At 34.8% G+C, this 20,962-nt stretch carries 18 protein-coding genes; 1 reads left to right on the top strand and 17 read right to left on the bottom strand.

Annotated elements, in window-relative coordinates; genetic code table 11:
* Positions 1-34: 34 nt before the first annotated feature.
* The 5 genes from JOC70_RS15010 to JOC70_RS14990 all read right to left on the bottom strand — a co-directional run bounded on the left by JOC70_RS15010 (position 35) and on the right by JOC70_RS14990 (position 6,319).
* Positions 35-886: a DegV family protein gene (locus JOC70_RS15010; RefSeq protein ID WP_204599707.1), complete on the bottom strand. Its 852-nt coding sequence runs from the start codon at positions 884-886 to the stop codon at positions 35-37.
* A gap of 346 nt (positions 887-1,232) precedes the next feature.
* Entirely contained in the window at positions 1,233-3,245 is a 2,013-nt protein-coding gene (locus JOC70_RS15005) for a sensor histidine kinase (protein WP_204599706.1), read from the bottom strand.
* Between the two features lie 322 nt (positions 3,246-3,567).
* Positions 3,568-4,416: a Gmad2 immunoglobulin-like domain-containing protein gene (locus tag JOC70_RS15000; RefSeq protein ID WP_204599705.1), complete on the bottom strand. Its 849-nt coding sequence runs from the start codon at positions 4,414-4,416 to the stop codon at positions 3,568-3,570.
* Between the two features lie 347 nt (positions 4,417-4,763).
* Entirely contained in the window at positions 4,764-5,873 is a 1,110-nt protein-coding gene (locus tag JOC70_RS14995) for a ribose-phosphate pyrophosphokinase (protein ID WP_204599704.1), read from the bottom strand.
* A gap of 200 nt (positions 5,874-6,073) precedes the next feature.
* Complete coding sequence (locus tag JOC70_RS14990) at positions 6,074-6,319, bottom strand: DUF3243 domain-containing protein (RefSeq protein WP_204599703.1); 246 nt, start codon at positions 6,317-6,319, stop codon at positions 6,074-6,076.
* Positions 6,320-6,628: 309 nt separating this feature from the next.
* Between JOC70_RS14990 and sstT the strand changes: the two genes are divergently transcribed.
* On the top strand, positions 6,629-7,864 hold the full coding sequence (gene sstT, locus JOC70_RS14985) for a serine/threonine transporter SstT (RefSeq protein WP_204599702.1): 1,236 nt from the start codon (positions 6,629-6,631) through the stop codon (positions 7,862-7,864).
* A 119-nt stretch (positions 7,865-7,983) separates the two neighbouring features.
* Here sstT and pfkA read toward each other — a convergent pair whose 3' ends face one another.
* The 12 genes from pfkA to JOC70_RS14925 all read right to left on the bottom strand — a co-directional run bounded on the left by pfkA (position 7,984) and on the right by JOC70_RS14925 (position 20,926).
* Positions 7,984-8,934, bottom strand: coding sequence for a 6-phosphofructokinase (gene pfkA, locus JOC70_RS14980; RefSeq protein ID WP_204599701.1), 951 nt, complete (start codon positions 8,932-8,934; stop codon positions 7,984-7,986).
* A 9-nt stretch (positions 8,935-8,943) separates the two neighbouring features.
* Positions 8,944-10,191, bottom strand: a complete 1,248-nt coding sequence (larAH6, locus tag JOC70_RS14975; protein ID WP_204599700.1) for a nickel-dependent malate racemase, LarAH6 family — start codon at positions 10,189-10,191, stop codon at positions 8,944-8,946.
* Positions 10,192-10,259: 68 nt separating this feature from the next.
* Complete coding sequence (locus tag JOC70_RS14970) at positions 10,260-11,201, bottom strand: sugar phosphate isomerase/epimerase family protein (protein WP_204599699.1); 942 nt, start codon at positions 11,199-11,201, stop codon at positions 10,260-10,262.
* Positions 11,202-11,215: 14 nt separating this feature from the next.
* The gene (locus JOC70_RS14965) at positions 11,216-12,004 is read right to left on the bottom strand and encodes an SDR family NAD(P)-dependent oxidoreductase (RefSeq protein WP_204599698.1); all 789 of its coding nucleotides are present in this window, start codon (positions 12,002-12,004) and stop codon (positions 11,216-11,218) included.
* Positions 12,005-12,046: 42 nt separating this feature from the next.
* Positions 12,047-13,072 (bottom strand): inositol 2-dehydrogenase, encoded by a 1,026-nt coding sequence (iolG, locus tag JOC70_RS14960; protein WP_204599697.1) that lies wholly within the window; start codon positions 13,070-13,072, stop codon positions 12,047-12,049.
* 17 nt (positions 13,073-13,089) lie between these two features.
* On the bottom strand, positions 13,090-13,986 hold the full coding sequence (gene iolE, locus JOC70_RS14955) for a myo-inosose-2 dehydratase (RefSeq protein WP_204599696.1): 897 nt from the start codon (positions 13,984-13,986) through the stop codon (positions 13,090-13,092).
* A gap of 63 nt (positions 13,987-14,049) precedes the next feature.
* Positions 14,050-15,990: a 3D-(3,5/4)-trihydroxycyclohexane-1,2-dione acylhydrolase (decyclizing) gene (gene iolD, locus JOC70_RS14950; RefSeq protein WP_204599695.1), complete on the bottom strand. Its 1,941-nt coding sequence runs from the start codon at positions 15,988-15,990 to the stop codon at positions 14,050-14,052.
* Positions 15,991-16,006: 16 nt separating this feature from the next.
* On the bottom strand, positions 16,007-16,801 hold the full coding sequence (locus JOC70_RS14945) for a 5-deoxy-glucuronate isomerase (protein WP_204599694.1): 795 nt from the start codon (positions 16,799-16,801) through the stop codon (positions 16,007-16,009).
* Positions 16,802-16,828: 27 nt separating this feature from the next.
* A complete protein-coding gene (locus tag JOC70_RS14940; RefSeq protein WP_204599693.1) occupies positions 16,829-17,800 on the bottom strand; it encodes a transketolase family protein in 972 nt (323 codons plus the stop codon).
* Complete coding sequence (locus tag JOC70_RS14935; protein WP_204599692.1) at positions 17,800-18,645, bottom strand: transketolase; 846 nt, start codon at positions 18,643-18,645, stop codon at positions 17,800-17,802. The genes JOC70_RS14940 and JOC70_RS14935 overlap by 1 nt, the downstream gene beginning before the upstream one ends.
* A 17-nt stretch (positions 18,646-18,662) precedes the next feature.
* Positions 18,663-19,913 (bottom strand): phosphoglycerate kinase, encoded by a 1,251-nt coding sequence (locus tag JOC70_RS14930; RefSeq protein WP_207755323.1) that lies wholly within the window; start codon positions 19,911-19,913, stop codon positions 18,663-18,665.
* On the bottom strand, positions 19,898-20,926 hold the full coding sequence (locus tag JOC70_RS14925) for a type II glyceraldehyde-3-phosphate dehydrogenase (RefSeq protein WP_204599691.1): 1,029 nt from the start codon (positions 20,924-20,926) through the stop codon (positions 19,898-19,900). The genes JOC70_RS14930 and JOC70_RS14925 overlap by 16 nt, the downstream gene beginning before the upstream one ends.
* Positions 20,927-20,962: the final 36 nt, after the last annotated feature.

Genomic DNA, 20,962 nt, shown 5'->3' with positions numbered 1-20,962 from the left:
TATCTTTATATTTCTTTTTGAAACTAATTTCACATTAAATTTCAAATCCTGCTATTCCAATAGCTCCAGGCCCACTATGAGTTGAAATTACGCAGCCTGTCTGAGTCCATATAATTTTTTTAAAGCCTCTTTCTTTTGCTATTTGTTCTATACTATGTTTTATGTGTTCCTCAAGTCCTAATGAATATAAAAAGCAAATTTGCTCTTTATCAAAATTATATCTATCAAAATATTCATTTAAATATTTCTGAGCAACACGACTCATTATACCGCGGTACTTTTTTGTTGCAACCAATTTGCCGTCTACAATTTCAATTAATGGCTTCAGCTGAAGTATGGACGCACCTAAATATGCCGCATTTGACAAACGTCCTCCAGCCTTTAGATATTCGAGGTTCCCAGGAATAAAGGATACCCTTGCCCTATCCACAAAAGATTTAATTTTATTAACTAAGTCTCCTGGTGAAATCTCTGGATACTTTTGGGCAAGCTCAGCTGCTTTAAGTACAATTGCTGCTTCTCCCCCCGAAACACTTAAAGAATCAACATGATAAACATTTTTCACGCCATCCGAAGCAATCAAGGCATTTTGATAGGTACAGGAAGCCTTAGATGAATAGCTGATGTGAATAATACTGCATCCGGGATTTTCTTCGGTTATTTTTTCAAACATATGCTGATATTCATTAGGATTTATGGCTGATGTTGTTGGTATCTTCTTAGTTCTCTTATAATAATCGTATACTTCTGTTACAGGTATAGAACCATCCAAATAATCTATATTATCCATAATTACATGCATTGGAAGCACGCAAATTTGGTGTAAGTTTACTAGGTCTAAAGGTACATCTGCTCCACTTTCTGTTAAAATAATGAACTTTTTCATAAGTTCTCCTTTCTAAATGTACTACATACTTTAACTTATAACTTATTCTTTCTAATTTGCTTTTGGTAATACATCAATTGATCTGCATATCTTAAAAATTCAAAAATATTTCTAATCAATTTCCGCATATAATCTAAAACATTAATACCCTTCAAAACTATATTTCCCACAAAAGATTATAATATAATTATAACTAATACTATTAAGAATATAAATACAATTTGTAACAATTTCGGAAATTTAACACAATTTATCCAAGTAAGTCAGTAACAATATAAGAGGCATCTGTAGCTTATAGACTACAGATGCCCTTTATATTGTTAACTGAAATTCAATTTTATGTAGATTATTTATATATGTCAGAAAACTCAATATTTAGCACTTCCGCATAATTTTGTTTATTGTCTATAATATTATAATCTTCGTGATATTCTTCTGATAAAACATTTACTGGAAATTCTATTATAAATTCGCTCCCCAGACCTACCTCACTTAATACATTAATTGTACCACCTTGTATTTCAACAAAAGACTTAACAATAGAAAGTCCGATGCCGCTTCCTTCATTAGTTCTCACCATCGTATTCTCTACTTGAATAAATCTCTCAAATATTTCATTTATTTTATCCTGTGGTATACCAATACCGGTATCTTTTACTGAAATCACCACGCTTGTTCCTCTATCGTAGATATTTACAAAAATCTTTCCATTTTTACTTGTAAACTTAATAGCATTGGAAAGTAAATTAAGAAATATTCTTTCCAATTTATCCGGATCTAAAGCCATTATTTTTTCTTCAACTTCAGTATCAAATTGCACATATATATCCTTCACATTTGCATATTCTCCAACCGAAAGGGTTATCTCCTCTACTATACTTACTACATTCACATTTTTAAGCTGTAACTCCATAAAACCTGCACCTATTTTTGTTATATCAATAAGATTGTTTATAAGCCTCAATAATCTATGACAATTTTGCTTCATTGCTTTCAAATGCTTATCGCAATTTAGTGAATTAGTATCTGAACTTTTCTTAAAATATAACTCAAAAAGTTGAATTGCACTAAAAATAACATTTACTGGAGTTCTTAATTCATGAGACATATTAGCAAGAAATTCACTTTTTAAAACATTTGCTTCCTCTGCTGCTGACTTTTGTCTTTCTAATTCTGATTCTCTCATCTTACGCTCATTAATATCTCTAGCAGACACAAAGGCTCCTTCCACTTGTCCACACTCATCCTTATAAACTGCGCCATTACAAATTACTGTAGTGACATGACCATCCTTATGCTTAAGTTCAAGCTCGCATTCCTGAATAATACCGTTCTTAAAAACTTGCTTATGTGCATCCTTCGACTTCTCAAGATTAGTAAAATAGTTAAAAATATATGTCCCAATAAGTTCTTCACGTGAGTATCCAGTAGCTTTTTCTGTTGTTGAATTTACATCTCTAATGCTGCCCTGTGAATCAATTGTCATAAGAACATCTAGACTAGTTTCAATCAGACTGCGATTATAGGAATTTATCAATCGTATTGCATCCTCAGCCTTTTTTCTCTCAGTCATATCTATAAAAGTAATAAAATTCATATCATCAACTACAGTAGCATGTACGCAAACTTGTTTTATAGAGCCATCTTTTATAGTTAAATTAACTTCCATAGGTTCAATTTTAGATTGATTTTTGATTGCTTCTGATAACCTAGCATTCCATTCCCCTAATACCAATTCACGATACTCTGTATCTGGATATGCCATACGCCACCACTCTGTTATATCAGAAGATTCTTGAAAAGCATGCCCGAAGAACTCTATGAACAATGGATTTTGATACAGCATGTTTTGCTCTATTCCTAAAGAAACTATTACCGCCACCGGTAAATGTTCCAGCATTTTGCGATAATCTACTTCAACTTTTTTAAGTTTTTCTTCATAGTCATCTAGCTCTATTTCTGTGTTGTTCTCTTTGCCTTTAATGTTGTTGTCTTCTACAATATCCAATATTATCATGTTGAAATATATCTTTTCATTTATGCACATTTTTGAAAATGTTACCTTTGCCTCTTCTTTAGAACCATTTTCTAATTTATGTGTTAAATATATTTCATTGCTTTTACAATTTAAAGGTTGCTTAAATACATGTCCTATTTCTTCTAAATTCTTTGCCTTACTTATATCGTGTATTTTAAATTTTTTTATTTTTTCCTTAGGATATCCATAAAATTCACAAGCTCTTTTATTGGCGTTTACAATTTGTCCATTCTCACCATCTACTATGACTTGTATGTCATTACTATTTTCAAATAGCTGTTCATAAAAGGAATCTATAGGGATATTATTATCTGTCCTCAATTCATAACACCTTCTGTAATATTAAAATTATTTATAACATCTCAAGTCTCGTTAACATACTAGACATAAAATTGTTCATTTTTTCTATTTATTACATTTAGTTTAATATGATGTAAATTGCATGTCAAAATAAATCATATGACACAGTTCTACAATAAATGTATCAAGAACCTCACTTAGATTTTCACTAATTTCTCGTATCAATTATATTCTTCTCTATGTATAAAGCTCTTCATAAATAAAAAAGCTACAGAAATTTGTGCTAAAAATCTCTGTAGTTTCTATATTTATTCTAGTTTTAAGATAGTTATTTATTGTTTTTTCACCACTTAACTGGAATAACCACCATATTTATTGGGCTGCCATCCTTCATACTTTCCTCAAAGACCTCCAATTGTCCCATTCCCGTAGAAGATGGTATGAAATTAACTTCTATTTCAAAATCTCCACGCTCTGGAGCACCTGCTGCAGCCCTGGTTGAACCTTTTGCTAAAATATTACCATGAGTATCCTTGAGACAAAAACTTACGAAAGCTTCGAATACCCTAGCATTTCCTTTTATTTTAAAGGTATTTTTTACAGTTTGGTTTGATATAGGCGAAGTGACCCATATCGCAGGCTCATGAATAAAACTGAGATCTCTCTTAAAAGGCTGCTGATAAAGACCCATATGTCCCCACCAATCCATAGAATTATCATCTTTCCCCTCAACTGTAAACTTTACCTTTTGAATAGTTGGAAACTCTGTAAGCGTATTTACCATGCTAACAATCCCCAGCATTTCGCCACTAGAACCAACATTAGCCTTAAGCACTTCTTTAGAGAAGTCCACTGTTGCCAATCCATTTTCAATTTTAATCCCTAAAATCTTCGTATCTTTCGGTAGTACCTTAAAAGCTCCTGGAGTAACTGGCTCGCCTAGAATCAACTCATTCAGAGATGCCCTCGCTACACCGCTGCTTTTCGGAACCTTGTGTACCTCTCGTACTAGATACATTTCATTATTATTGTCCTTCAAGTAGTATACAGCCATATCCATTGTCTCCACAGATGGAGGAGCAGATACCTTAGCTTCCATCACGGACTGTTTCTGTGCTTGACACCCAGTAAGCACTACCAGTGCCAGCATTATTACAAATGAGGCAGCTTTCCTAAAAAACTTCACATTCATAACCCCCCTTAAAGATTACTTTAAAAAATTCCCTTCTGCTTACTATTTAAATTTTATACTTTTTGCCTGTTATTAATACATATGATATTAATAATAGTTTTGTTTATTAATTCATAATTAATATTATAATATACTGAAACTATTTTTATGGTCATTAAATAACTTAATTTAGTAAAGCTTTAAAAAACTTAGGTATAGTTTCTGAATAAAGACGTGTAAACCTAGAAATGCACTCCATTTCTGATCCTAAAACAAAAAATAAAAATCAATGCTTAATAATATTAAACACTGACTTTCAAGCTTTATATATGTAATTAATAAATTTATTAAATATTATGAGTTTGCTGTTACTCTTTATTCAGTAATTCCTTAATAACATTAGTTGCATCTAAATATGAAGCTATGGATTGATCATAATTTAATTTATTTAAGATCGTTGAAATAAAGAATGACATATCAACTTCCCTAAACCATTCTGCTTCTCTTACATGCTGTGGAATATAAGTTAGATTTGTTGAATAAACTCTCTTTATAATACCTTCATTATAAAATTTCTGAAATTTTTCTATTCCTTCAGTAAAAAATGCAAAAGTAGCTGCTACATAAACATTTTTTACATTACGTTTTTTAAGTTCTATTGCAATATCAAATACAGACTCTCCTGAAGCTATCATATCATCAACAATTAAAACATCACAGCCTGATACATCTCTTCCCATGTATTCATGCTCTACAATAGGATTTTTACCATTTACAATTGTTGAATGATCTCTTCTTTTATAGAACAATCCTACGTCAACCCCGAGCACACTAGAGTAATAAATTGCTCTATCCATAGCACCTGTATCTGGACTTATAACTATTAACTTATCTTTATTTATTTCTAATTCTTCCTCATTTGTAATAAATGATTTCACAATATCAAAAGTAGGATATAAATTTTCAAAAGAAGTTAATGTAATAGCATTTTGAACATTAGGGTCATGGGCATCAAAGGTTATTATCTCATGCACTCCCAATCTTTCCAATTCCTGCAATGCCATTGCACAGTCAAGGGATTCTCTTCCCTTTCTTCTATGTTGTCTTGATGCATATAATAAAGGCATTATTACAGTAATTCTAGATGCTTTTCCCCTGATTGCAGAAATCGTTCTCTTAATATCTTGAAAATGCTCATCTGGGCCCATATGATTCATAAAACCAAACATTTTATATTGGATGCTGTAATTACCAACATCACAAAGTATGTAAACATCTTTTCCTCTTATAGAATCTCCTAGTTTTACTTTCCCTTCCCCATTAGAAAATCTTATATCCTCAGTTTCTATTAGGTAGGATTTTTCTTCATTTCTTTTTTCTTTAATATGATAATTTATTTTTTCTCCAAGCTCTTTACAGCTCTGCAATGCAATTATTCCTAGTTCTCCATTAAATAACGTATTTTCAATATTATTCATTTTCATCCTCTTTTCTTATGAAACTCCTATTACTATGTTATATTATAAGTTGTTTTGACGATATTTGTCTACAATAATCTTAGATTATAATATCCATTAATTTCACTGATTTTAACCCTTATTATATAGAAATATCCAGTAGCTGAAAATAAAACCACTGGATTAATTTATGCATTAGTAGAAGAATTTCATATAGATGTTTATTTATCGCTAATTTTTACAACAAGTTTAGCTAAAACCTGCCTCTCATCTTCACTTGCAGCATGCCACATCTCTTTAAGAAGCCTCTCCTGATCATTATGTGGATTTACATTATTTGAAAGGTAGGTTCCAACTTTCTCGGCTATATTAGTTATGGTTTTATCAGACATTCCCACTGTTTCACCAATATCAACAGCCTTGCCAAGAGTCTTCTTCCAATCATTCCAATTATCCATTATTTCCATATGTATCTCTCCTTTTTATAGTATATGTATATATTATTTTGTTTTTACTTGAATTTATGTAATAAATGAACCTCCTTTCGAACACTATAAATTGATTGCTTCATCTTCTATAAAGCCTTCAAAAACTTATTAAAATTATTTTAAAAAAATTGGTTGAAATATCCTCAAACCTTGTTATTGACAACCTAGTCGAAAGATGTTAATATTTATCGTATTCAGAGAGTGTACAAGTGTTTATTTGTTAAAAACACTAACAAAATTATATATGAAAAAATATTATTACTACATTAAATATTAAGGAGGAAAATTATGAAAGACCTAATAAAAAAATGGAATAATTTAAGTCTTGTAAAACGAATAATTATAGGTTTAGTTATTGGTATTATTTTAGCTAGATTTATTCCAGAAACAGCAAAACCAATCGTTATTTTCGGTTCTTTATTTGTAGGTGCTTTAAAAGCCATTGCACCTATATTAGTACTTTTCTTGGTAATGTCAGCCATCTCTCAACACAAGGCTGGCCATCAAACAAACATGAAATCTATTATTGTACTTTATCTTTTAGGAACATTTTTAGCTGGATTTGTCGCAGTTGTGGGAAGCTTTATATTCCCAGTAAACTTAACACTTGCAGGTGCTGGCGCTGAGAACGTAACTCCTCCTGGCGGTGTAACAGAAGTTATTAAAGCATTACTTATGAACCTTGTTGATAACCCAGTAAAAGCACTTTTTAATGCCAATTATATTGGTATATTAGCTTGGGCGGTACTTCTTGGCCTAGCTTTAAAAAATGCACCTGATACTACAAAAACAATGATTTCCAATTTTTCAGATGCACTATCCCAAATGGTTATATGGGTTATAAACTTTGCTCCACTAGGAATCATGGGACTTGTATTTGATAGTATTGTTACAAGTGGATTCGAATCACTACTTAGCTATGGAAAATTAATTATACTTTTAGTTGGTTGTATGGCATTTGTAGCTATTGTTGTAAATCCAATCATAGTATACTTTTGTATTCGTCAAAACCCATTTCCACTTGTATTTAAATGTTTAAGAGAAAGTGGTATTACAGCATTCTTTACACGTAGCTCTGCTGCAAATATCCCTGTAAATATGAGTTTGTGTAAAAAATTAGGTTTAGATAAGGACACTTATTCAGTATCTATTCCATTAGGTGCTACTATTAATATGGCTGGTGCAGCTGTTACTATCTCCGTTTTAGCTCTAGCGGCAGTTCACACTCTAGGCATTGAAGTAGACATCGCTACTGCACTAATTCTTAGCGTACTATCAGCTGTAAGCGCATGCGGCGCTTCAGGAGTAGCTGGTGGTTCATTATTACTTATTCCTCTAGCATGCAGCCTTTTTGGAATTCCAAACGACGTTGCAATGCAAGTAGTTGGTGTAGGCTTTATCGTAGGAGTTATACAGGATTCTTGCGAGACAGCGCTTAACTCATCCACAGACGTGCTTTTCACAGCAGCAGCTGAATTTGCTGAGTGGCGTAAAGAAGGAAGAGAAATTGCTATCACTAAATAGAATAAATTTGATTTAATTATATAACATAGCGAAGTCGGAAATAAATTCCAACTTCGCTATGTTTTTATATCTACTCTATTTTACATTCAAACTTGCCACTTGCCATGTGGGTGGCACTATTACAAAAGCTCTTTTAACAAATCATATTCCTTTTGTTTATTGTCATTTATATTGTTTATGCTGCTAAAGTCTACATCTATTATTTTATTATCTCTAATTCCTACAAATCTTCCAGAAGAGTCTTTCATTAATAATTCTACAGCTTTAATACCCATTTTGCCTGCTAAAACTCTATCAAAAGCAGAAGGGTTTCCTCCTCTTTGAACAAATCCTAGCACTGTGCTTCTTATGCTGATATTTAGCTTTTCCTCCAAGTATTTTTGAAGCTCTTCTATATCATACATTCTTTCAGTTATTATGATTATATTATCATTTTTTCCTTTACCTATGTTTTCACTTAGCTTTGTACATATAGTATGAAAATCCAGTTTCATTTCAGGGGTAGATATTATTTCCCCTCCACCAGCCAAGGCAGAATATAAAGCTAAATCACCGCAGTATCTCCCCATTACCTCTACAATAGTTGTTTTTTCATGGGAGGAATCCGTATCTTTTATTTTAGCAATACACTCTAGCACTGTGTTTAAAGTTGTATCAAATCCTATGCAGTAATCAGTGTAGGCTAAATCATTATCTATAGTCCCCGGCAGCCCTATAACCTTTACTCCAAGCTTTTCAAGCTTTTCTGCTCCTTGAAATGACCCATCTCCTCCAATTACAACTAGGCCATCTATTTCAAACTTTTTCAATGTTTCTAGGGCCTTTTTTCTTCCTTGTTCCTCCATGAATTCTGGACATCTAGCTGTTTTTAATATAGTTCCACCCTTTTCTGAAATTCCATCCACATCAGAGCTAACTAATGGCACTAATTCCTCGTTAATTAGACCTTTGTACCCATGTTTTATTCCCATAACTTCTATGCCATTATGGATTGCTGATTTTACTACTGCCCTTATTGCAGCATTCATTCCTGGAGCATCTCCTCCACTTGTTAAAATTCCTATCTTCATCTATTTCACCTACTTAATATATGGTAATATGGAACCTCCATGAGGAATTAAAATAACCTTTGCATCTTCACCCATGATTTTTAGTGCATTGTCATAAGCACTTTGCACATCTTCATAGGGCTCTAGGAATATATTTTTCACAAAGTCCTCATCAAGTTCTGATACCAAGAAAACCCTTGCCTTTTGAAGTACCATAGCTATAGCTGCTGCCTTATGCCCTCCAAGCTCAAACTTTGTCTTAACTCTATCTATAAGATCTTGTGGCTTTTTCGCCTCCATAATCCAATCCTCAAAGACCTTTTCCCCAAGACCTTCCTTACAGGAAGCTACAAGTATTATTATTCCACCATCTTTTACAGCATGCTTAGCATTATCAAGAGCCTTTTGTGCCTGATACAAATTTATATCCTTAGGAAATCCACCTATAGACGATATTACCACATCAGCTTTTTCTCTTAAAGGTGTTTTATATAAATTATCAAGGAATTTACATCCTTCTCTGTGGGCATCTATATAGTGACCTGCCACAGCCTTTATTACTTCTTTATTTTCATTTAACACTACATTTAATATAAAATCTATAGGAACAAACTTTATTGTATCTTCTATATCTATTCTTACAGGGTTTGTTTTTAAATTACCTGCATGTGCCTTTTCATCTACCATTCTACTGTGATTTGCTTGTATAGCTGCCCTAGTGGAAACCCCTGGCATTATAGCTTTTGCTCCTCCGCTGTAGCCTGCAAAATAATGAAACTCAATATTTCCTAGACATATTCTCCTATCAGCTTCTGCCACAGGTCTAAAAATATCTATAGGAGTATTATTTTTAGTGTATCCGAAGTGAACAAAATCCTTTGAATCGCTGTCAATACATTTTATCCTATTGTAAATTTCTTCACCTACTAGATACTTCTTTTCTTCTTCAGTATGTTTTCTATGACTGCCTAATGCAAAAACAATTGTTATATCATCATCCTTTGAGCCTGACTTTTTTAATTCTTCAAGAATGTATGGCAATACAAGCTTACTGGGCATAGGTCTTGTTATATCACTTGTTACTATTGCAACCTTTTCCCCTGGTTTAACTATTTCGTGTAATCCTCTTGAATTTATTGGATTATCAAGGGCTCTTTTTACTTCTTCTCCTCCAGTTAAGTCTACCTGTACATTATTTGCATGCAGTATTCCTAAAAGGTTCTTATCATGAATTTCAACTTCCATAGTGGTTTTAGCAATTTCTACACTATACTTCATTTATATCCCCCTATATAACAAAGCAGGGCATAACTGGAGTTAAGCCCTACTATGAAAAATTATTTTTATTAGAATTCTCTAGGAAGTGCTTCCTTTAGTACCTTCACAGACTTCTTAACTCCAGCTAGCTGATCCATGGTCATATCCTCCATCTCAAGACTAACTGCACCATCATAGCCAGTCATACTTACCACAGAAAAGAATTCCTTCCACCAGCCTATGCTGTGGCCATGTCCTACTGCTACATAATTCCACGAACGAGTATAAAATGAACTTATAGGTTTTGTATCAAGCACCCCACTGACGCCTGCCATTCCTCTCTCAATTCTCACATCCTTTGCATGGACATGGTAAATCGAATCTCCTAGCGCTCTTGCTGCTAAAATAGGATCTCCACCCATCCAAAATAAATGACTTGGATCAAGATTCATTCCTACCGTATCTCCAACATGGTTTCTTAGCTTAAACAAAGTTTCAGTATTGTAAACCAACTGGCATCCATGGTTCTCCAAAGCAATTTTTTCAATTCCATGGTTCTTTGCAAGCTTTACGGTGTTTTGCCAATAAGGCAGTGCTACCTCATTCCACTGCCAATCAAGAATTTCATTGTTTCTTGGCGGCCAGCTTGTGGTTATCCAGTTTGGGGTTGTATCTTGTGGTGCACCCCCTGGAAGTCCTGACATCATTACTATAGTTTTAATACCAAGCAATTCTGCAAGCTTGAAGGTCTTTTGAACTACCAGCTCATGTGCTTTCCCTTCTTCATTTGGAGCCAGCTGGTTACCTGAACAATTTAAGGCTTCTATTTTAAGGCCTCTGCTATCTATAGCATTTATAAAAGCTTCACGTTTTTGAGATTCCCTAAGTAATTCGTCTAAATTTAAATGGGGTGCTTTTGACCAATTACCAGTGGCAAACTCAAGAGACTCAAAGCCTAATTTTGATGCAGTGTAAAGCATCTCCTCAAAGGGCATATATCCTAAAGCATCTGTCATAATGCAAAGCCTCATAGTAAATCCCCTCTCTAAATAAGCGTTTTTCCTCCAGCAATAGTATGAGATATTCCAGTAATATAATTTGCCTTTTCACTGCTTAAGAAAAGCATAAACTCTGCTATTTCTTCAGGCTCGGCCATTCTTTTCATTGGCACATAGCTTGTTAAAAGCTCTTCATATTCCTTTGGAGTCATTCCTTCAATTGGTCCTCTCTTCTCAAAAACTGACTGCATCATTTCAGTATTAACATAGCCAGGACAAACTGCATTAACTGTAATGCCATACTCAGCTAGTTCTAGTCCAAGGACCTGAGTAAGCAAATTTACTCCTGCCTTTGATGCACAATAAGCTCCATTTCCCAGCTCACCAATCTTTGACGCTTGAGAAGATATTGAGACTATTTTTCCATTTTTAACTTTGTTCTTTATCATATTTTTAGCTGTGCGTCTGCACATCAGATAAATAGACTTTAAGTTAATATTAAATACTCTATCCCACTCTTCTTCTTCTACATCAAGAATTAATCTTGAGGTTGAAATTCCAGCACAGTTTGCTAAAATATCTATCTTTTCAAATTTAGCTTCAACCTTATCCATAGCTTCATTAATTTCTTTTGATGAAGCCATATTAACTACAATGGGCAGTGCATGAGCGCCTAAAGCTTCTACTTCAATGGCTGCTTTTTCAAGGCCCTCTTTATTTATATCCATTAAAACTACATCTGCTCCGTGTTCAGCATATTTAAGAGCCAAAGCTTTCCCCATGCCTCTTGCTGCTCCTGTAACAATACACAGCTTTCCTTGTAACAGTTTTCCCATTTTCTCTATCTCCCTATAATGGATTTTCTAAAACTAACATCTTTATATTTCGAATTCATCCATCTTAACTGGTCTTCCTTCTAAGTAGGACTTCTTTGCTGCCATGCCTAATAATACTGGCTTTAAGCCGTCTATGCCTGATACTACAGTATCTGTGTCATTTATTATTGCACTAAAGAATTCCTTCATTTCTTCAGCAAAGGATTCCATATATCTTTCAAGGAAGAAGTATAGTGGTTTTTCGGATTGAACTCCATCCTTTGTACTTAACACGACAGTTGAAGGAGTATCATTGGATGCTTCAGCAGATCCCTTTGAACCAAAAACTTCAACTCTTTGGTCATAGCCATAAACTGCTTTTCTGCTGTTATCTATAATTCCTATTGCTCCATTTTTGAACTTTAAGGATATTAATGCTGTATCCACATCTCCTGCTTCCCCTATGGCTGGATCAACAAGAACTGCTGCATTCGTGTAAACTTCTTCCACTTCACTTCCGCTTAAATACCTAGCCATATCAAAGTCATGAATAGTCATATCAAGGAACATTCCCCCAGATACCTTTGCGTATTCTGCTGAAGGAGGTTCTGGATCTCTTGCAGTAACCTTTACTATATGAACATCTCCAATTTTCCCCTCAGAAACAAGTTCTCTAACCTTCTTAAAGTTATGATCAAAACGTCTGTTAAACCCAACTTGGAACTTAACTCCTGCTTTTTTAACTGCTTCTAGTGCTCCAGCAATCTTTTCTAAATCATAATCAATTGGCTTTTCACAAAATATATGTTTTCCAGCCTCTGCTGCTTCAACGGTTATTTTTGAGTGAGTATTTGTGGATGAGCAAATTATTACTGCATCTATAGATGAATCATCTATTATTTTCTTATAATCATCATATACATTTTCTACTCCTAAGCCTTTAGCCCACTGTCTTACGCTATCATTTAAAAACACATCAGCTATAGCCGCAAGCTCTGCCTCGGTTCCAAATCTCTTTGCTATATTTTCAGCATGAATTTTTCCTATTCTTCCTGCTCCAATGACACCTACTCTTATTTTTTTACTCATTATTATGTCCCCCTATCCTATAATCCAGTTTTTTCGTTTATAAATTTTCTCGCCTTTATTGCATACTCCAGTGGATTTGCAAGTGCAGGATCTTGTTCTGCTTCTACAATAAACCAACCTTCGTAATTATTTTCCTCTAGTACTTTAAATAATGGGTCGAAATTAATCATTCCATCTCCAGGAACTGTAAACACTCCAGCCTTAACACCCTTTAAGAAGCTTAGCTTTTCCTCTTTAACCCTATCTAAAACTTCTTTTCTTATATCCTTAAGATGAACATGTTTAATTCTATTTACATATTTCTTAAGAATTTCTTCTGGATCTTCTCCTGAAAATGTGAAATGTCCTGTATCAAATAGTAAGTAAACCAAATTTTCGTCAGTCATACTCATAAGCTTATCAACTTCTTCAGTGGTTTGAACTCCAGTACCCATATGATGGTGATATACTATTTTCATATCCTTTTCTTTTGCCAGTCTTCCAAGTTCTTCAAGACCTCTAGCAAGCTTTTCCCACTCTTCTTCAGTGAACTTAGGCTTTCCATCAAATACTGGTGTTTCCATTTGCCCCTGAACACTGTGCCCCTGCTCAGCCACAACTATAACCTTAGCTCCCATTTCATGAAGAAAATCTCTATGTTTTATGAAAGCTTCAACGGTTTCTTCTAAGGGCTTAGTTGTTAGAAAGGAGCTGAACCAAGCACTTGCTATGTTTATTCCTCTAAGCTCAAGAGCCTTTTTAAGTACATTTGTGTCTCTAGGATATTTATTTCCAACTTCGCTGCCAGTAAATCCAGCTAGGGCCATTTCACTTACACACTGCTCAAAGGTATTTTCTCCACCTAATTCTGGCATATCATCATTAGTCCAAGCTATTGGTGCAATACCAAGTTTTACTTTTTTATTGTCAAACATAATATTTCCCCTCCATCTTATATAAGACTTAGTGGCACAGCCTAAGTTATGCCACCCTGCCTATTAGTATTGTCTAGCCTTATCAATGTTTTCTCTTAATTTTTTATATGTCTCTTGTATCTTTTCCTTATTAGATACTTCTGCCACTCCTACTCTCCACCAAGAACCATAACCATGAACCATAGTCTTAGGAAGCACTTTTACATCTATTAGTGTAGAAACCTTCTGCTTTTTGGAATCAATTATAGCTTCTTTTAATTCTTCTATAGTTTTAACAGTATAGGTCTTACATCCATAAGCTGCTGCATTCATAGAAAAATCTATAGGAACAAATCCTCCATCAAGTCTTCCTGTTTCTTCATTTCTAAATCTAAATTCTGTGCCAAAGCTTCCCATCCCATTTCCTATTTGAAGATTATTTATGCAGCCAAAGGTCATGTTATCAAATACAACCACATTTATCTTTTTTCTTTCCTGAATAGAAGTTATTAACTCTGAATGAAGCATCATATAGGATCCATCTCCAAGAAGTGTATATACTTCCTTATCAGGTTCAGCTATTTTTACGCCTAAGCTTGCATTTACTTCATATCCCATGCAGGAATAGCCATATTCCATATGATATGTGTTAGCACCCTTTGCCCTCCAAACTCTCTGCAAATCTCCTGGAAGACTTCCTGATGCTCCAACAACTATATCTTTGTCGGTGAGCATTTCATTAAGCACACCTAATACTCCTGACTGAGTAAGGCTGGAACCAGTTATCTTTTTAAACTCTTCAAATACAGCCTTTTGATCCAGGTCATCATTTACTTCAGGGACAAAGTCTTCGCCACTGTATTCCACGCTGTAAACTCTATCCACTTCTGCATTTAACGTATCTTTAGCATTCTTTATCTCAGTTGTATATGCTGATTTATATTCAATCCTCTCAAGTTGAATTGCCAAGTCTTCTAAAGCAGCTTTAGCATCAGCTGTAACCCTTACCCCATCTAATTTATAAGCATCAAAGGCTGCTATATTGATGTTTAAGAAGTTTACTTCAGGATTTTGGAATATCCATTTTGATGATGTAGTAAAATCTGTATATCTAGTACCTACACCAATAATAAGGTCCGCTTCCTTTGCAATAGTGTTGGCAGCTAGGCTTCCTGTTTCTCCTATACCACCCATGTTTAATTCGTGATCCCATACTATTGCGCTTTTTCCTGCCTGGGTTTCCCCAAAGGGTATGTTGAATTTTTCAGCAAAGGTTTTAAATGCTTCTGCTGCTTCTGCGTATCTAACTCCGCCGCCGCATATAAGCATTGGTTTACTTTTCTTTGTGATGAGACTTACTGCATCTCTTAGCATTTCCTTTGTAGCAGGTGTTCTTTCTATTCTGTGAACCCTCTTTTGAAAGAAGTATTCAGGATAATCATAAGCTTCACCCTGCACATCTTGAGGAAGGGCTAATGTAACAGCACCAGTATCTGCAGGACTTGTAAGTACTCTCATAGCATTTATACATGCAGTCATAAGCTGCTCTGGTCTTGATATTCTATCCCAATATTTACTTACTGCCTTAAAGGCATCATTTGTACTGATGTTTAGGTTATAAAATTGTTCTACCTGTTGAAGAACTGGATCAGGCTGTCTTGTTGCATACACATCTCCTGGCAAAAATAATACAGGGATCCTATTTGCAGTAGCAGTTGCCGCTGCAGTTACCATATTTGCTGCACCTGGGCCAACAGATGAAGTACAAGCATAAATCTCTCTTCTATGTTTTTGTTTTGCAAATCCCATAGCTGCATGAGCCATACCCTGCTCATTTCTTCCTTGATGAACTATTAGGTCACCCGGATCCTGTTCCAATGCCTGCCCAAGTCCTAATACATTTCCATGCCCAAATATCGTAAATATACCTTTTACAAATTTATTTTCTATTCCGTCAAATTCTACATACTGATTATCTAAAAACTTAATAAGAGCTTGTGCCATTGTAAGCCTTATAGTCCTCATATTTTCACCTCTATTTTTATTTATCTGGCCAAATTTCAGCTTCCTTATCTGTAAGCCATAAATGCTCTGGAACAAACACTGGAGTTATATATGGATTGCCGTCTATGTGTCTTATTACCCATATATAGTACATCGCATATCCTGGCGCACTTACCTGTGGATGGGTTACATCATCTAATATCTTTACTGCATCATTGTGTTTTAATTTAACCACGTCTTCACCAAGCTCTGAAAACCCATATCCATTTTCTGGATTAAATTTATAGAAGTATATTTCTGGCTGTGGATGATGATGTGGTGGGTAACTTGACCACTTACCTGGATAATCTATATCCTCCCCTATAACTAAGTTTGAATAAGGAGCATTTGAGTAATCAAAAACTGTTCTTACTATTCTTGTACAAGCTTCCTTCATTGTGCCTGCGCCGCGGTTTTCACTTCTGCATTCTTTATTTGTATAAAATTTTGATTCAAATATAGTATCATTGGTGGTTTTAGTAACACAAATTTCTGTATCCTCTGAAACTCCAGTGATTTTTACTTCTACACCTTTAGGTACATGAAGTACCCAAGGATCTTCATCAAAACATGAATTTCTAAGTGCTGTTTCTTTTTTATCCTCGTACTCAAAAATTACTTCCCCTGTAATTAAAAGAAAGACTCTTTCCTTTTCATCTTTATCTATATAAACCTGTTCATTCCTAAGCCTTAATATTCCAAAGTCCATCATGGTATTATGTTCTGTTTCATCCATAGTAGTTATTGGATTGTATCCAAATTTAAAACCCTCATTCTGTCTAATTCTAAGCATGACCTTTCACCTCTTATTTATATTTATTCACTTGCTTTTTCTCTCTATTGCTCTCTTAACCTTTGCCATAATATCACTATAGGTAAGGTTATATTCCTCTTTTAAATAGTCCACAGGGCCAACTTGACCAAATCTATCGCAAACTCCAACTCTTTCTAAAGGTACGGGCATATTTTCTGTTATAACTTCTGCAACTGCAGAGCCAAGACCATTTATAATACTGTGGTTTTCACAAGTTACTATTGCTCCTGTTTCTTCTGCACACTTTACTATAGCTTCCTTATCTATTGGTTTTATTGTGAACATATTTAAAACTCTTGCGGAAATTCCTTCTTTCTCTAATTCTTCAGCTGCCTTTAATGCTTCTTCTACCATTATTCCTGTAGCAAATATTGTTACATCACTTCCATCCCTTAAAGGTACTGCCTTTCCTATTTCAAAGGTTGATCCCTCTTCGTATATCTTTACAGGATTTTTCCTTAAGAGTCTTGTATAAAAAACTCCATACTTATCTGCAATTTGTTCTAAAACATCCTTAAGCATAGCATTGTCTACAGGTTCTATTATTGTTAAACTCGGAATGTTTCTGAGTATCCCCATATCTTCAAAGGGCATATGAGTTCCTCCATTATAGGCTGCAGTAACTCCAGGGTCGCTGCCAGTTATTTTTACATTAAGTTTTGCATAGGCACAGGATATGAAAATTTGGTCAAAACATCTTCTTGTCGCAAAGGGTGCAAAGCTGTGTGCAAAAGGTATTATCCCCACAGCGGACATTCCAGCTGCCACTCCAACCATATTTGCTTCTTGAATCCCTACATCAAAAGTTCTTTCTGGATAAGCCTTTTGAAAAGGCATCATTCCCATGGAATTCATTAAATCAGCGTCAAGTGCAACTATATTTTCATTTTTAGAAGCAAGATCCATAAGAGTTTTACAATACATATCTCTCATTGCCACTTCTTCAATTATTCTTTTTTCAGCTAACTTTACGCCCATTATTTCATCACCTCTTCAAGTTCTTTTTCCAGTACTTTTAAAGATTCTTCCATCTGCTCTTTGCTTACGTTCATATGATGGTTATTCAATACTCCTTCAGCAAAGCCGCATCCTTTTCCCTTTATTGTGTCTAAAACTATTACTGATGGCTTTCCATTATTTTCTTTAGCTTCTTTAATAGCATTGTAAATTTCCTCCACACTATGACCATCAATAGTTTGCTCATGCCATCCAAAGCTTTCAAATTTGCTGCCTATGTCTCCTAAGTCATTTATGTTCTTTGTAAAGCCATCAAGCTGCTGCTTATTACAATCAACAAAAGCTATGAGATAACCTACCTTCTGCTGAGCAGCACACATTACAGCCTCCCACACCTGACCTTCCTGTATTTCTCCATCTCCAAGTATTAAGTAGGTATAATTGTCTTTTCCTTTTAAGCGATTCCCAAGGGCTACTCCTAACGCTGTAGATGCCCCTTGTGCAAGGGATCCTGTAGTCATATCAATGCCTATGGTTAAGTTTCTATCACAATGGCTTGGAAAATGAGTGCCAGGCTTATTTAGTGTTAATAATTCTTCTTTATTAAAATATCCCTTTAGTGCTAGAGCTGAATATATAGCTGGGCCAGCATGCCCCTTTGAGCATACCAGCCAGTCTCTATCTTCCCACCTTGGGTTTTTAGCATCTATGTTCATAGCTCCACCGTAAAGTACTGCTATGGCATCCGCTATAGACATGGCACCTCCAAGATGTCCAAATCCTAGTGTACCAATAGCTTTAAGCGTTTCTATTCTTATATTTAAGGCAAGAGCCTTTAATTCTTTTATCTTTTCTTCACTTATCATGCTGCACCTCCTGCTACTTATTTAGCATTTTTCATTGCCTCTATTAAAGGAAGCTTTACTCCTGAAAGGAATCTAACCATGGCGCCCCCAGCAGTGCATACATAATTTATTTTGCTGGTGTCAATGAAGCGTTGTGCTGCGCTTACAGTGTCTCCTCCTCCTATAACGGAATAACCTTTTGCTTCTGCTATAGCATTCCATATAGCCTTAGTTCCAGCTTCAAAGGTCTTATTTTCATACACTCCTGCAGGTCCATTGACAAAAATTGTACCTGCTTTAGATAGTTCTTCTTCAAATATTTCTATTGTTTTGTGACCTATATCCATAAAGGACTTATCACTTGGTAAATCTTCTATACTTATTTCTTTTCTTGAACCATTTTCTTCATAAGCTAAGTCCACAGGATATACTATCTTTTCTTCATAGTTTTCTAAATACTCTTTAGCTGGCTTTATAAATACATCCAGCTTTCTATCCTTAATGAATTTTTCATTGATCTTTCCTAGATCATATCCCTTTGCCATAAGCATGATATGTCCTGTTATTCCAGAGCATAGTATCTTATCAGCACTGCCATTTTCTAAAACCTGTTTCATCATTCCAAAGGCATCAGATATTTTAAGTCCTCCAAGAACAAATACTGAAGGCTTCTCTGGGGTCTCCATAACCTTTGTAAGTGCACTTATCTCATTGAACATCAAATCCCCTGCTGCACTAGGAAGTATTTCCTGAAAGGCTACCATGGAAGGAGCATTTCTATGGGCCGCTGCAAAGGCATCATTAATATAACAATCTACAATAGGTGCTAGACTTCTAACTAAATAGGTATTTAGCATTTCCTTTGGCTGAAGCTTTACAGCATCTTCAAAGGTTGATATTTCCTCTGCCAAGTATCTTAGATTTCCTAGTAAAATGATCTCTCCAGGTTTTAAACTTTTTACTGCCTCCTGTGCTGCTGGGCCACAAACGTCATCGATATATCTAACTTCTCTTCCGAGTCTTTCTGTTAGCTTTTGTGCATGTTCTTTCATAGACATTAAATTGTGATAGTCTAAGGTGTCTCCCTGATGAGCTATAATAGCAATTTTAGCTCCCTGCTCTATAAGATAATTTAGTGTAGGAATACTTTTCTTTATCCTGTTTTCACTTACTATCTTCTTTGTATCAGGATCAATTGGGGAATTTATATCAAGTCTTAAAAGCACAGTTTTATCTTTATAATTAAATTCTCTCATTGATTTTATTTTAGTTCCTATTTTTCCATCCATTTTCCCAACTCCAAATATTTATTTGTTTCGTGAACTCCTTCTGCTCCGTCAGTTTGCATTTCCATAGCCGCTCTTATAGCATCCATATTTTCTGGTATAACTACAGCTTCCTGTGGAATGTTTATTGCAAACATTATATCTTTACCTGATTTAACTACGGATTCTTCAAATAATGCTATTTCATACATATCTCCTCTTGGATTACCTAAATCTCTTGCATATCTAAATAAGGAAGCATTTCCTTGGAATCCATCTGCAAGTCTTACCACCCTTATTCTTGGATGTTTACTAAAAGCTTCTAATAGTTGTTCCTTTGATATATCTTTCTTAGGGGTAGCAACTACTGTAATTATGTGTCCATGAGTTACTGGTGTATGAACTAATATTCCAGTAGCCTCTACATGTGGCATTATTGTCATAAGATCTAGTGCCTGATGACTTGGTGCTTTATCTACTTGAAGTGCATTTGTAAGTCCTCTGTGATAATCACCTGGGTCAGCCACACGTCTTATAATTGTAATTGCAACTTTTTCAACGCCAACTAGTTTGTCTAAGCAGTCAACTGCTCTTATAAGTCCCGTTGTATTACAGGATGTTAATTTCAAAAATTGTTTTCCAACACCCTTTTCATAGTTTGCATAACCATGGAAGAATACATCAGCAACGCTGTTTTTCTCTCCCCCCTGGAATATTGCTTTTTTGTTGTATTTTGTATAAATCTCTTTATTCTTTGCTCCAATTCCTGCACTGGTTGCATCAAGCATTATATCTACCTTTTGAACTAAATCCTCAAGTGTTCCGCTTATCTTTATTCCAGCCTCATCAAATAATTTTTGATTATCTGGAAGTGAGTTATATAAATCATATGGCATTCCTTTTTCCTTTAATGCTCTTACAGATAGTGTAGGTGCAACATCTGCAACTCCTACAAGCTCCATGTCCTTTTGCGCTGCAACTCCATCTGCCAGTCTTTGTCCAATAACTCCATATCCTGCAACTCCAACTTTAATCATATTGCATAACCTCCTAAATTTTATATTTATTTACAA

Source organism: Clostridium pascui, assembly GCF_016908015.1.
GTDB classification, from domain to species: domain Bacteria; phylum Bacillota; class Clostridia; order Clostridiales; family Clostridiaceae; genus Clostridium_AK; species Clostridium_AK pascui.
This window is presented reverse-complemented; position numbering and strand designations above follow the sequence as displayed.